Annotated in this window: 10 protein-coding genes and 2 pseudogenes; 10 read left to right on the top strand and 2 right to left on the bottom strand. The window is 59.2% G+C overall.

Going from position 1 to position 13,365, the window contains the following annotated elements:
- The first annotated feature begins 15 nt into the window (after positions 1–15).
- Positions 16–909: a sugar phosphate isomerase/epimerase family protein gene (locus BSK43_RS32730; RefSeq protein ID WP_077467629.1), complete on the top strand. Its 894-nt coding sequence runs from the start codon at positions 16–18 to the stop codon at positions 907–909.
- A 212-nt stretch (positions 910–1,121) separates the two neighbouring features.
- On the opposite strand, the gene BSK43_RS32725 is transcribed toward BSK43_RS32730, so the two are convergent.
- Positions 1,122–2,375 (bottom strand): ROK family transcriptional regulator, encoded by a 1,254-nt coding sequence (locus tag BSK43_RS32725; protein ID WP_077467628.1) that lies wholly within the window; start codon positions 2,373–2,375, stop codon positions 1,122–1,124.
- A 239-nt stretch (positions 2,376–2,614) separates the two neighbouring features.
- Between BSK43_RS32725 and BSK43_RS32720 the strand changes: the two genes are divergently transcribed.
- From BSK43_RS32720 to BSK43_RS32685, 8 genes and pseudogenes are all read left to right on the top strand, one after another.
- A complete protein-coding gene (locus BSK43_RS32720) occupies positions 2,615–5,191 on the top strand; it encodes an ATP-binding cassette domain-containing protein (protein WP_077467627.1) in 2,577 nt (858 codons plus the stop codon).
- A complete protein-coding gene (locus tag BSK43_RS32715; protein WP_077467626.1) occupies positions 5,188–6,198 on the top strand; it encodes an ABC transporter permease in 1,011 nt (336 codons plus the stop codon). Before BSK43_RS32720 ends, BSK43_RS32715 begins: the two co-directional genes overlap by 4 nt.
- A gap of 53 nt (positions 6,199–6,251) precedes the next feature.
- Positions 6,252–7,256, top strand: coding sequence for a rhamnose ABC transporter substrate-binding protein (locus tag BSK43_RS32710; protein WP_068394912.1), 1,005 nt, complete (start codon positions 6,252–6,254; stop codon positions 7,254–7,256).
- A gap of 56 nt (positions 7,257–7,312) precedes the next feature.
- Positions 7,313–8,077, top strand: a complete 765-nt coding sequence (locus BSK43_RS32705) for a glutamine amidotransferase (protein WP_077467625.1) — start codon at positions 7,313–7,315, stop codon at positions 8,075–8,077.
- A gap of 247 nt (positions 8,078–8,324) precedes the next feature.
- Positions 8,325–8,965: pseudogene (locus BSK43_RS32700) on the top strand (dihydrofolate reductase family protein).
- Positions 8,966–9,223: 258 nt separating this feature from the next.
- The gene (locus BSK43_RS32695; protein ID WP_205910699.1) at positions 9,224–10,213 is read left to right on the top strand and encodes an AraC family transcriptional regulator; all 990 of its coding nucleotides are present in this window, start codon (positions 9,224–9,226) and stop codon (positions 10,211–10,213) included.
- A gap of 58 nt (positions 10,214–10,271) precedes the next feature.
- On the top strand, positions 10,272–11,480 hold the full coding sequence (locus BSK43_RS32690) for an MFS transporter (protein ID WP_077467624.1): 1,209 nt from the start codon (positions 10,272–10,274) through the stop codon (positions 11,478–11,480).
- Positions 11,481–11,600: 120 nt separating this feature from the next.
- A pseudogene (locus BSK43_RS32685) lies at positions 11,601–12,154 on the top strand (IS6 family transposase); the annotation flags it as partial.
- A gap of 30 nt (positions 12,155–12,184) precedes the next feature.
- On the opposite strand, the gene BSK43_RS36175 reads toward BSK43_RS32685, so the two are convergent.
- Positions 12,185–12,325, bottom strand: coding sequence for a hypothetical protein (locus BSK43_RS36175; RefSeq protein WP_348641776.1), 141 nt, complete (start codon positions 12,323–12,325; stop codon positions 12,185–12,187).
- A 349-nt stretch (positions 12,326–12,674) separates the two neighbouring features.
- On the opposite strand from BSK43_RS36175, the gene BSK43_RS32680 reads away from it, so the two are divergent.
- A complete protein-coding gene (locus tag BSK43_RS32680; protein WP_077467623.1) occupies positions 12,675–13,316 on the top strand; it encodes a glutathione S-transferase family protein in 642 nt (213 codons plus the stop codon).
- The last annotated feature ends 49 nt before the right edge of the window (positions 13,317–13,365 follow it).

The following is a 13,365-nucleotide window of genomic DNA, read 5'->3' as shown; positions in this document are numbered from 1 at the left end:
ACTAGGAGCATTGCCATGAACAAATTGGGTGTACACGCCTTGGTCTGGGAAAAGGGCTGGAGCCACGACGAATGCGAACGGGCGATCGCCAAATCGGCCGAGGTCGGATACGACTTCATCGAAGCACCGGCGCTCGATCCAAGCTCCATCGATATCGACTTCACGCGCCGGGCGCTGGAAAAGCATGGCATCGGCATCAACTTCTCGCTCGGCCTTGATGCCGACACGGATATTTCGAGCGGCGATATCGAGAAGGGCAAGCGCGGCAAGGCAAAGCTTCTGGAAGCGCTGACGCTTGCGCGCGATGCCGGCGCAACGCATGTCTGCGGCATTCTGCACTCCGCATTCCAGAAGAGCAGCGTTCCGACGACGGCGGCCGGCGTTGCCATGTCTGTCGACATTCTGGGACAGGTCGCGGAAATCGCCGCAAAGAGCGGCATCACGCTCGGTCTCGAAGTGGTGAACCGCTACGAATCCAACGTTCTCAACACCGCCTCGCAGGGTGTTGAGCTCTGCAAGCGCATCGGCGCCGATAATGTGAAGGTGCACCTCGACGTGTACCATATGAACATCGAGGAATCCGATGTTCCCTCCGCGATCAAGGATACCGGCAGCTATCTCGGATATTTCCACACCGGTGACTCCCACCGTGGCTATCTCGGCTCCGGCACGATCGACTTGGCCGGCGTATTCCGCGCGCTCGTCGCCTCCGGCTATACCGGTCCGATCACGTTCGAAAGCTTCTCGTCCCGCGTCGTGGGCCAGCCGCTGGAAGGCATTCTCGGCATCTGGCGCAATCTCTGGGAAGACGGCTATGATCTGGCGTCCCACGCGCTCATGTACACGCGCGCCCAGCTGAAGTCCGCGACGGAGACCCTTCGTCAGGTAGAGCGGAGCCGGCTGCCGTAACGGCGCAGACCAATGATTATCCGTTGCGAGGTCGACCCTCGCAACGGGCCTTCTTATCGAAACGCGGCGATATCTTAAGGGCGCTAGGCTGAGGGGTGCGTAAGGCGTTGCTATTGGCCAAATGCATTGCCGGACAGGCGTAATCTAGAGGTGATTTCACCATGTTGCCTTGCGTGCTGTACGCGAACGAGCAACATCGGCGCCTGTGCAGTTTATCCACCTCGCCGGTTGAATTCGGAGCCGATCATGAGCGGCTTCTTGTCGAGCCCCTTTTTCATCAGGACTCCGGTATCCGGGCCGAACATCGCGTAAATCGGCATCAGGCTCGCTCCCAGCGCCGAGCCACGCGCGCCGAGGACCCCTGCGCTGATAACGGGGGCAATGAGGCCCGGTGGTATCATCTCCGCGAAACAGCGCTTGATCCGTTCGACAGTATCCGCAAGCAGGGCTTGCGGCAGCAATCCGTCAATAACCACGGCTTCGACGTCGACAACCGAAATGCTTCCGATAAGCGCCTGCGCCAATGCATCAGCACAATCTTCTTGCCATTCGGAAACAAGCTTTTGCGCCGCTGCCGGCATGGGATCGAGATCACGGACCCGGGTAATATCGAAACCGTTGAATCTCAGATGATGAACGAGGGTAAAAATAGAAGCGCGGTGGAGCAGGACGTCGAATTTCCCTGGAGGTTTCGGGACGGAATTCAGTGTCGAGTACGTCACCGGAAATGGGCCGAATGCCGCCGTGTTGCCGTTCGGGCCGGTCTGCAAGGTGCCGTCGAGAACAAGGCCGCCGCCGACAAAGGTGCTGAGCGATATGTGCAGGAAATCGGAATATTGCTTGCCCAGGCCATAGACCAGTTCGGCAACCGCTGCCGCAGACGCATCGTTCTCGATCATCACGGGAAGATCCTGGCTTTCGGCGAAATGCGACCTCAGATCGAAGGTACGCCACTCCATCTGCACGTCGGATGGAAAGCCCAGTTCCTCATCCCATCCGCCGATGAAATAGGGCGCCGAGATGCCGATCCCGATGAGGCGCTTCTGACCTTCCCTGCCAAGTTGGGTTCTGAAGCGGGCGATTGCTGCGTCACCAAGTTCCTTGATGCCGACCGGATTGGGGTGATCATATTCGTGTGTCTCGAAGGCAACCGTCTCGCCGGAAAAATCCGTCAGAATCGCATCCATCGCCCGACGCCCGACGTGAAGGCCAATGGAATAGGCTCCGTCTTTCGCAAGCCCATACATCGCAGACGGTTGGCCCTTGCCGCCAAAACGCTTTCCATTTTCAACAAGATAGCCGCCGGCCACGAGGGCATCGACGATCGTCGCGACGGCGGGCGGGGTGAGGTGCGCGAACCTGGCGATTTCTGCTTTCGAGGTTTCGCCAAACCGGCGAACGGCGTCGAGAACGACACGCTCATTGTAGTGGCGTAACTGAACAGAGTTACTGCCTTTGCCCGCCATTTGCCTGCTCCCACGTCTCGAAAACTTGCCCTGATGCGTTCTTTTACGCGCCGCCTGTCGATTGTCAAAAAGACCTTTACGACTGCTCTTGACGGACTTCAACAACAATTATAGTAAACTGCTTTAATAAATACGCCAAAGGGAGCTGGCGTGTCGAGAGAGACTTGGTGAGGACCCCTAAATGATTTCCTGCAAGAGCCAGGCCCCGCATTCCCGCGGCGATAACTACGGTGTTGACCATGCTTGAGGCGGCACCCCTCTCGCCGGTGAACTCCTTGCCGAATGGCAATGGTGTCGTTGCATCGCTTGCCGGCGTCACGAAGATATTCGGCGGCACGGTCGCCGTGTCCGACGTCACCATCGAGCTTCGGGCGGGGGAAGTCCTTGCTCTGCTTGGAGAGAATGGCGCGGGCAAGAGCACCTGTGTGAAGCTGCTTGCGGGCGTCCACAGGCCTGACACGGGCGCCGTCCTCATTGGTGGCCAGCAAAAGCGGTTTTCGTCGCCGCTTGAAGCGCAGCATTCCGGCGTTGCCGTCATGCACCAGCATCCGGGGCTCTTTCCCGATCTGAGCATTGCCGAAAACCTCTTCATCGGACAGACCGGCACGAAGTGGAAGCTCGACTACAGTGCCATGCAGGCAGAGGCCGCGCGCCTTCTCAGGACTATTGGCCTCGATGCCGACGTTTCCCAACCTCTTGGCAAGTTGCGGACATCGGAACAGCAGCTGGTGGAAGTCGCCCGCGCCCTGTCGCTCGATGCCCGCGTGCTGATCATGGATGAACCCACAGCCGCCCTCTCGCAGCGCGAGGTCGAGCGTCTATTCGGCGTGGTGGATGGGCTGCGCAAACGCGGCGTCGCCATGATGTTCGTCGGGCACCGGATGGATGAAATCTACCGTGTTGCCGACCGGATTGCCGTTCTGCGCGATGGGCGCCTCGTCGGCACAGAACTGACGGCGGATCTATCCCGCGAGCGTGCCATCCAGATGATGGTCGGGCGGTCGCTTGACGGGTTGTATCCGCGCCACACCGCGACACCAGGCAATGTCGTGCTCGAGGTCAACAACCTCACGCGAAAGGGCACCTTCGAAGATATCTCGTTCCAGCTGCGGGCAGGAGAAATCCTCGGCTTTGGCGGTCTCGTCGGAAGCGGTCGCACCGAGATCGCGCGGGTGCTCTTCGGCATCGATCAACCCACGTCAGGCACGATCACGATCGATGGCAATGCTGTCCGCTTCAGCTCGGCAAGCGCCGCCATGGAGCAAGGTATCGCCTATGTCTCGGAGGATCGCATCGGCCAAAGCCTGGTCATGGATTTCTCGATCCTCAACAATGCCTCGCTGACAGTTCTCGACGAGGCAACCAGCGGCGGGATGATGTCGCGCTCGAAAGAGCTCAAGCTTGCCGAGCCGTTCCTCGATCGGCTGCGTCTTCGTTTCAGCTCCTACGGACAGCCGGTCAGCTCCCTGTCGGGCGGCAATCAGCAGAAGGTCGTCCTGTCAAAATGGCTGGCGACCAAGCCGCGGATCCTCATCCTCGACGAGCCGACACAGGGTATCGATGTTCAGGCCAAGGCGGACGTCCATGCGATGATGGCCGATCTTGCCAGCCAGGGCATGGCGATCATCCTCATCTCGTCGGAGTTGCCCGAATTGCTCGGAATGTCCGACAGGATGATCGTCCTGCGCGAAGGACACATTTCGGGAAGGTTCGAGCGCGACGAGGCAACGCAGGAAAAGGTCATCGGCGCTGCGACCGATGCCGTCGTTCAGAAGGTCGATGGCGACCTTGTCGCCAAGCCGGTCCATTCGGGCATCGAGCATGTCGAGCTTCAGCCGCAGCAAAGCCTTCTGAGGCAAATATTCTCGCGCCGAGAATTTGGGCTCGTCGCCGCAATGCTTGCGGTGATCATACCCATATCGATCCTGAATATTCGCATGCTGAGCGGCGCGAACCTTTCCGCCTTGGCCATGGATGCCGGTTTGTTGGTGATCGTGGCCATCGCACAGATGCTGGTGCTGATTACCCGAAGCATCGATCTGTCGGTAGCCGCCATCATCGGCCTTGCCGCCTATGGTGCTGCCTCGACCCTGCATGCTCATCCCGAGATCGGAGTGGCCGGCGGCGTGCTGCTCGCCTGCGGCATCGGCCTGGTCGCAGGCACTGTGAATGGGTTGATCATCACCTATGGAAAGGTGCCGGCAATCGTCGTGACGCTGGGTACGATGTCCGTCTTCCGCGGCTTGAACAGCATTTGGGCCGGCGGCACGCAAGTGAGCGCGGATCAGGTTCCGCAATCCTGGCTGGATATGACCAGTGCCAATATCTTCGGTGTCCCGGCGATCCTCCTCATAGCGATAGCTACCTTGTTGGTTGCCGGCTACATCCTCCGCTACACCTCGCTTGGCCGCGAACTTTTTGCGATCGGCTCCAACCCGGATGGTGCCCGGCTGATCGGCATACCGGCCAGGCCGCGAATCCTGCTGGCCTTTGCCGCGGCAGGTCTGCTGGCAGGCTTCGACGGCGCGCTGTGGGCGTCGCGTTACGCCACCGTCGATGCCCGTGTCGCCTATGGCTTCGAACTTACCGTTATCGCAGCCGTCGTGGTTGGCGGTGTCGCGGTGCGCGGCGGTTCGGGGACGGTGCTTGGCGTTGCCGCCGGTGCTCTGCTGCTGCTGGTGATCAATAACGGCCTGACACTGGTGCGCGTCGATCCGCTTTGGCTGCAGGGCGTCTACGGCCTCGTCATTCTTGTCGCCATCGGCATCGACGCCTATGTCGCCCGCCGCGCGTCCCGTGGAGGTGCGCATTCATGACAGACACATCGAAGCACAAGACGGACTTCGTTGCCCGCATCGGCAACTGGGACAATTTCCTTGCCGCCATCACCATCCTTGTCATCCTTTACGCGATTTTCGCCGTGCCGAACTTCGCTTCGACATTCAACATCTCGCAGGCCGTGGCCGGGATTTCCGAACGGGCACTGATCGTCCTGCCGATGGTCTTTCTGATCATTGCCCGTGAGATTGACCTTTCGGTCGGCAGCACGCTTGCGCTCACGAGTGTCGTCTTCGGCTTGCTGACGCAGGCGGAGTTTCCCCTTTACCTGGCTATTCCGCTGACCTTGCTTGCGGGTGCCGCTTGCGGAGCGTTCAACGGAATTCTGGTCACGAAGCTCGGTCTGCCGTCGCTTGTCGTAACCTTGGGTACGATGGCGCTCTTTCGAGGCATCGGCTACATCCTGCTCGGCTCGGACTCGATCAACGATTTCCCGGACAGCTTTCTCGATTTCGGTATCAACACGGTGGGCGATACGCCTGTTCCGTGGACGATCGTGCCCTTCATCTTGCTGGCGCCGCTGTTTGCGATTGCTCTTCAGAAGATGCCGCTCGGACGCCGGATCTACGCCATCGGCGGCAGCCCGGAAGCGGCGCGCTATTCAGGCATCCGCCTAGCCCGCACGGTGCTCGGCCTGTTCATCACCTCCGGTGTCGTCTGTGCAGCAGCGGGCATGGTCTATGCCGCGCGTCTTGCCAATGCCCGCGCCAACAATGCGCTGGGCATCGAGCTTGATGTCATCACCATCGCTCTTCTTGGCGGCATCAGCGTTTTCGGAGGCAAGGGCAAGCTGACGGGTGTGCTCTGGGCGCTCCTGCTGTTTGCCACCATCCGCAATGTGCTAGGCCTGCTGCAGATCGGTGGCGATGCGCAGGGGACCGTCATCGGCCTTCTTCTGATTGTCTCGCTACTCGCCAGCAATGCGGCTGAGCGGATCTTTGCCAGCGTCAGAACCTATTACTTCAAGCCAAAGGCAAACGAGTAGCCTCCGGCGGCTCGTTTGTTCATTCAAGCCGGATTTTAAGAGGAGGAAACCACATGAAATCCAAGATTTTGACATCGATACTTCTTGCCAGCACCCTGATTGCGAGCGTTGCAACGGCAAGCGCGGAGGATTGCGCGAAGGCTCCCGTGACCGTCGGCTTCCTGCCGAAGCTCGACACCGATCCGTACTTCCAGGTTGCCCAGACCGGTGCCGAAGAGGCTGCAGGTGAGATCGGCGGCAAGGCGATCAAGCAGGCGCCGTCGCAGGCAACCGCCGAAGCGCAGATTGACTTCATCAACAATCTAGTGTCGCAGAAGGTTGGCGTTATCGCCATCTCAGCCAATGATGCAAATGCCGTTGCGCCTGCTCTTCGCCGCGCCGAAAAGCAAGGCGTCAAGATCGTCTCGTATGACTCTGACGTGGCGACGAATGCTCGTACGGTGTTCCTCAATCAGGCCGCAGGCGACAGCCTGGCCGAGATGATGCTGGAATCGATGGGCCAGCTCATCAACTATGAGGGCGACTTCGCTATCCTGTCTTCTACGCCGACCGCTGCGAACCAGAACGCCTGGATCGCCTTCATGAAGAAGAAGATGGAAGGCGACAAGAAATACGCCAAGATGAAGCTCGTCCAGGTCGCCTACGGCCAGGAGAGCGAGCAGGTGAACCAGCAGCAAGCGCTCGGTCTTGCGCAAGCATTCCCCAACCTGAAGGGTATCATCATCCCGGCCGGCATCGGTCTGCCGGCGGCTGCCCGCGCCATGGATCAGGCCGGTCTTCTCGGCAAGATCAAGCTCACCGGCCTTGCGCCTGCGACGTTGATCAAGAAGTACATCCAGGATGGCTCCGTCCAGGATATCTGGTGGAACGTCAAGGATCTCGGATATCTGACCTATTATGCGGCTCAGGCCGTCGCGCAATGCAAGGTTACCGGCAAGGAAGGCGAAACATTCACCGCAGGTCGCCTTGGATCCTATAAGGTCGGAGCAAAGGGCGAAGTCCTGCTTGGACCAGCCAAGATCGTGACGCCGGCGAATATCGAAGAATTCAAGTTCTGATACGCTTCGGGCAACGCCACTCAGGCGTTGCCCTCTCTTCCATAGAAGGATTTATCATGAAGCCGGTATTGCTCGCGGGCGAGACCTTTCACGTCACGTCGTTTGCCTCCAAGGGCATGGAGGTTGGCTCGTCGTCGCGATACTTAAACGGCGCAACGCGCTATATCGAGGCGCTCGCGGCCCAAGGCATCGAAGTCGTTCAGATCGGTGGCGAACGATGCGAGGCAGAATTCCCAAGGTCACTCGAGACACTCGGTCAATACTCCGCTGTCGTCATCTCGGATGTGGGTGCGCTGTCGCTGCTCTATACGCCAGAAACCAGAATGGGGCAGCGCTCGGTCAATCGTCTGGAATTGCTCCGCCACTGGGTTGAGCAAGGCGGAGGCTTGATGATGGCCGGCGGCTACACAGGTTTCCAGGGCATGGATGGTTCCGCAATGTTCCATGGCACGGCCGTTGAAGACTGCATGCCTGTCGAGATCAGCCCCCATCCGGACGGGCTGGAGGCGCCTGAGGGACTTGACCCTTTGATTGTTGACGCCATCCATCCGGTGCTCGCAGGACTGAAGTCTTCAATCCCTTTCGTTCTCGGCATGAACCGTGTTGTTGCCAGGACGAATGTCGAAACGGCGACCCTGATCCATTGCATCAATCGCGGGCGAGAGCTGCCGCTTCTCACCGTGCGCGACTATGGCGCCGGACGATCGCTTGCCTGGATGACAGATATCGGTCCTCACTGGCTGTCGGATGAATTCATGCGCTGGGATAGCTATGACATACTGATGGCCAATATGGTTCGTTGGCTCGCCCGCGAAATTTGATCGGGGTGCCGATCGTACGGGACGATAACATGCTGGCCAAGAACCAGCGAAGTGCCTTGATAGCTCTCCTGTCACCAGGGTTCTGTACCGTCGCCGCAGGTATTCCCAAGCCTCATTCGGCACTATCGAAAAATTTTTTGGAAATTGTCGGCTCCCGACAATCCCAATCGTCCTGCAGGATAGAGTTGACCGCAATGCGCCGGTGCGGATCTCTGCCCTTATGGAGTCGGTGCGGATGGAGGTACGAATGACTAAAGTAAAGGTTTCTGGGTTCAGTGTCTCGCTTGATGGTTTCGCTGCGGGTATTGACCAGGGTCTGGAGCGCCCGCTTGGTCTGCGAGGCGAGGAGCTTTTTCAGTGGTTTTTCCCGACGCGGGCGTTTCGTCAGATGCTCGGAAAAGGCGACGGAGAAACCGGCCTTGATGACCGGTTCGGCATCGCGCAATGGAGGGTTTCGGTGCCTTCATCCTCGGCCGCAACATGTTCGGGCCCATTCGCGGCGAATGGCCGGATGATCAATGGAAGGGCTGGTGGGGTGACAATCCGCCTTATCACGCACCGACTTTCATACTGACACACTATCCAAGACCATCAATCGAGATGCTCGGTGGGACGACATTTCACTTTGTCACCGGCGGCATTGAGGAAGCGTTGCAAAAAGCCCGGGAGGCGGCAGGCGCGAAGGACATCAAGATTGGTGGCGGCGCCAACACCGTGAGGCAATATGTTCAGGCCGGCCACGTCGATGAAATTCACCTTGCCTTTTCTCCCGTCGCGCTCGGTCAAGGAGAACCTCTCTTTAGCGGCATTGATCTTCACGCCCTGGGATATCGGACAGTCGAGCATGTTCCGACGGAGCGGGCCACACATATTGTTCTGGCCAAGTAGAGACGGAAATTGATGGGCTGGGCCCTTGTGCGGTGCCGGTTTTTACCGACCATCTCCGACATCTGCTATTGAGCCGGAGCGGAACCTTGGTGCTCGACCGCTCAAGTCCGGCCCCTACTCCATTCGAATTTGAACACATCAGCCCGCCATACTCTGGTGGGCTGATGTGGAATGCTTGGCTTCAATCAACGCATCAGGAGCAGTGCCAAGCGATTGTCTCCCCTTGCCGGTCGGACGTTCGGCATATATATTGGCAAAATGCCTATCAGTTCATCCGAAGCATCTGCACACCAAAACATTCCGATGGATGCGCTAAGCGAAGTCTTGCAAGACTTTCGCCTGAGCGGCGTGAACTATGGTCGCTGCGAACTCCGGCATCCTTGGAGCATCGCTTTTCCGCAACAGGCGTTTCTTCGCTTTCACTTTGTCAGCCAGGGCCCGTGCTGGATCCATACCGAAGCAGAGGGTTGGCAGGAATTGCGCAAGGGCGATCTGGTGCTGCTTCCGCAAGGCACCGCTCATCGGCTGGCGAGCGCGCCTGATGTTGTGGGGGATTCGCTCGATGGTTGCCAGGTAACGAACCTTGGGAGCAACGTGTGCGAAGTGGTGCGGGAAGGAACTGGCGCGGCAAGCACCCTTTTCTGCGGCTCCATGGCCTTGGGAGCCTGTGCGCTGAACCCCCTGATCACGCTGATGCCTCCCATCATCAAGGGCTGCGACGTGGCCGGCCATGACCCGATCGTAGGTCCGTTGCTCGCGGCCATGACCGAGGAAGCCGCGCAGCCGCAGATGGGCAGCGCCACGATCCTGTCGCGAATGGCCGACCTGCTGACAGCCCGGCTCATCCGCTGCTGGGTCCATTGCACGGGAGCCTCGACCACAGGCTGGCTTGCCGCCATCCGCGATCCCCATATCGGCCGCGTCCTTGCAGCCATGCACCGAGATCCGGGCCACAACTGGACCCTCGAAAGCCTCGCCGGCTTGGCAGGTCAATCACGTTCGATTTTCGCCGAGCGCTTCAGCGCTGTGCTGGGCGAAGGACCGGCCCGTTATCTCGCGCGTCTTCGCATGCAGCTTGCCGGGGAGTTGTTGGGCCAAAACGGTATGTCGGTTGCCGAGGTCGCGGCTCGTTTGGGCTATGAATCCGAAGCATCCTTCGCTCGCGCGTTCAAACGCATCACCAACGTCTCGCCGGGTGTTGTGCGTCGCACAATTTCCGGACGAACAGACATGAATTTCGGATTTTAAGATACATTTCATCCGGTAAGATTGGTCTATGAAGATATCCAAATCTTGGAGATCTTCGATGACGGATACAACAATACAGCTTGATGGCGCGGCGGAAGACCTTGACGTTATCGCGCCGGTCGCGTGGAGCGCGAAGACCTGGTTCGCCGTCCTTTCACTGGCGGCCACCAGTTTTGCGCTGGTATCAGCCGAATTCCTGCCCGCAGGCCTGCTGACACCGATGGCGCGCGATCTCGGCATCAGCGAGGGAACCGCCGGGCAGGTCGTCACCGCGACGGCTTCCGTCGGCGCCGTGACCGCCTTGTTGAGCAATGTTCTTATCGGCAAATTGAATCGCAAGACGGTGCTGGTCGCCCTCAGCGCCCTGGCAATCGGTTCCAATATCCTGGCAACGGTGGCGACCGATTTCTGGTTGCTATTGTTGGCCCGGGCAGGGCTCGGCATCGCCATCAGCTCCTTCTGGGCACTTTCGGTTGCAGTCGTCGCGAGACTGGTGGGCGCCAATGCAACGGGTCGGGGCATGGCAATCGTCACCCTCGGCGTCTCGCTCGCCACCATCGCTGCGCCGTCGATGGGTGCGTTGATCAGTGACTGGTTGGGCTGGCGCAGCGCCATGGCGATTACTGCGGGACTGGCTGCGATCGCCATGCTGCTGCAACTCCTCAGCCTGCCGACCTTGCCTGCAACGACAAGCAACAGTCTTGCCGATGTCTTCAGACTAACGCGGCGTCGTGGGATTCAGCTCGGTATGCTTGCCATCCTTGTGCTGATGACGGGGCATTTCGCCGGCTCGGTCTATGTCCGCCCCTTCCTCGAGCACGTGACGCTCCTGACGACTGGCCCGATTGCTCTGGCATTGCTCGGATTCGGCATCGCTGCCGTCATCGGCAACATCGCCGGTGGTCGCATGGCCGATACCAATATCCACATGGCCCTCGCAGTAACGTCAGCATTGATGGCACTTGCGGCGCTCGCTCTGGTGCTTTGGGGCGCCCATATCGGCGTTGCGTTCGGCTTCGCTACGCTTTGGGGCTTTGCCTTCGGCATGGCACCTGTGGTGCTGCCGACCAACCTGTCCCGCGCGGCGACAGATGCGCTCGAAGCAGCAGGCAGTCTGATGGTCGTTTCCTTCCAGGTCGCCATCACTATCGGCGCGGTTGTCGGCGGCTATGTCGTGGATACTTATGGCCCAACCGGACCCTTGGCTCTGACCGCCGTGCTCGCCGCAGCGACCCTCGCGCTGGCGCTGGTGCAACCTCGCAGCTGATCTCCGCCTCTGGCGGGGAAATCAGCGTCATCGCAGATTAGACAGGTTAAGGATGCGGCCAGGCCTGGCCGGTGGCGTCGCCTTAACCGCCTGTTTGAATTGACTTGGTATCGGGCTTTCATGACCGAAACCCCAATTGCCCACTTCAGACGCCACCGGTTTCCCGCTGAGATCATCGCCCATGCCGTATGGCTCTATTATCGGTTCCCGCTCAGCTTCCGTTACATCGAGGATCTGTTGGCGGAGCGCGGCATCAACGTCTCATTCCAGACCGTCTCGGAATGGGCGGCGAAATTCGGCTTGAAATTTGCTCATCAGCTCCGGCGCCGCTCACAAGGCCACTTTTCCGACAAGTGGCATCTCGATGAGATGGTGGTGACGATCAAGAGAAAGAAATACTGGCTGTGGCGCGCCGTCGATGCAAATGGTTATGTCCTCGACGCCCTGCTGCAAAGCCGAAGGAACAAGACAGCCGCCCTGCATTTGATGCGCAAGCTGCTCAAGGACCAGGGTACCGCCCCGTGCGTGATGGTGACCGACAAGCTGCGTTCCTATTCGGCCGCAAAGTCCCAGTTGATGCCTGCGTCGAACATCGCTCGCACAAAGGATTGAACAACCGAGCTGAGAATTCTCATCTTGCCGTGCGACGACGCGAGCGACGCATGTTGCGCTTCAAGTCCGCGCGACAAAGTCAGCGTTTTGTCTCAACTCATGGCCAGATCACCAATCTTTTCCTTCTTCACCGGAAATTCTTGTCCGCCGCAGATCATCGCCAGCTTCTCACTCACGCCATCTCGATCTGGCATGAAATCGCTGGCTCGATCGCCGCCTGAAACACGATACAAATCCTCACCACCCGCTCCAAACCGTTAAGGCGACGCCACCTATTGGCCAATGGGCCAGCGCAAACGGCATTGAGCTTGTTCGGGGTTCTTGAGAGCTTTCGTCTCCTCCGGGTGATTTGATCTGAGCAATGACCCGGCGGTGCACCTCGCACGTTGGGCAAATCGCTCGAATGTTGAGCTGCCCAGTTATCCGGCTTTGCTCCCCCTTTTTCAGTGATGCCCATCAACGATGGGCGCAAACGGCCTGGATCGGCGGGCCTTTGGCCGAAATCGACGGAACTGCGTCGTTGTAGACAATTCCATGGGAACCTATTCTGAGACAACAGGAAGCCAATCATGGAAGAAGACAATGTATCAACTTCACTATTTCCCAGCGAATGCCAATGCAGCTCCGCATATGATTCTCGAAGAGATCGGGAAAGAGTATCAACTTCTTCTGGTCGACAGAGCAGTTGATGCCCAGAAATCCAAGGAATATCTGAAGATAAATCCGAATGGGCGCATTCCCGCGCTGGTGGATGGTGATCTTGTCTTGTTCGAATCCGCCGCGATTGTGCTTCACCTTGCCGATCAGCATCCGGAAGCGGGGCTGGCCCCGGCGGTTGGAACTGCGGAGCGCGCCAAATTCTATCAGTGGCTCACCTTCCTGACCAACTCGCTGCAGGAAGAACTAATGATCTGGCAGTATCCAGATCGTCTGGCCGGGACGAACGACGCCGCCGTAGAAATCGTGACGCGGGGAGCGGAAGCGCGCGCAAGCGCCTATCTCGACGTCATCGAACAGCATCTGAAGACGAACGGGCCGTTCTTCCTTGGTGACACATTGAGCGCGGCCGACTTCTATCTCGTCATGCTCTCGCGCTGGGCCCGCCCGATGGCCAGGCCGCCGCGCAGCCGGCCGTCGATTGCCAGGTTGCTGGATAAGCTCACGGCTCTCGCTTCCGTCCGCCGCGCCTATGAGCGTGAGGGCATCACCGACGAAATCTGCTGAGGACCCTCAGCACCAACCTGCCGAGTACGGGCGTCCGCCGCCTGCTCGG

The sequence above is a fragment of the Rhizobium sp. P44RR-XXIV genome (assembly GCF_001999485.2).
Taxonomy (GTDB): Bacteria; Pseudomonadota; Alphaproteobacteria; order Rhizobiales; family Rhizobiaceae; genus Rhizobium.
This window is presented reverse-complemented; position numbering and strand designations above follow the sequence as displayed.

Bases quoted from the DNA above. Each gene is read 5' to 3' on its own strand.
- BSK43_RS32730 (WP_077467629.1), top strand. From the start codon at position 16: ATGAACAAATTGGGTGTACACGCCTTGGTCTGGGAAAAGGGCTGGAGC.
- BSK43_RS32725 (WP_077467628.1), bottom strand. From the start codon at position 2,375: ATGGCGGGCAAAGGCAGTAACTCTGTTCAGTTACGCCACTACAATGAG.
- BSK43_RS32720 (WP_077467627.1), top strand. From the start codon at position 2,615: ATGCTTGAGGCGGCACCCCTCTCGCCGGTGAACTCCTTGCCGAATGGC.
- BSK43_RS32715 (WP_077467626.1), top strand. From the start codon at position 5,188: ATGACAGACACATCGAAGCACAAGACGGACTTCGTTGCCCGCATCGGC.
- BSK43_RS32710 (WP_068394912.1), top strand. From the start codon at position 6,252: ATGAAATCCAAGATTTTGACATCGATACTTCTTGCCAGCACCCTGATT.
- BSK43_RS32705 (WP_077467625.1), top strand. From the start codon at position 7,313: ATGAAGCCGGTATTGCTCGCGGGCGAGACCTTTCACGTCACGTCGTTT.
- BSK43_RS32695 (WP_205910699.1), top strand. From the start codon at position 9,224: ATGCCTATCAGTTCATCCGAAGCATCTGCACACCAAAACATTCCGATG.
- BSK43_RS32690 (WP_077467624.1), top strand. From the start codon at position 10,272: ATGACGGATACAACAATACAGCTTGATGGCGCGGCGGAAGACCTTGAC.
- BSK43_RS32680 (WP_077467623.1), top strand. From the start codon at position 12,675: ATGTATCAACTTCACTATTTCCCAGCGAATGCCAATGCAGCTCCGCAT.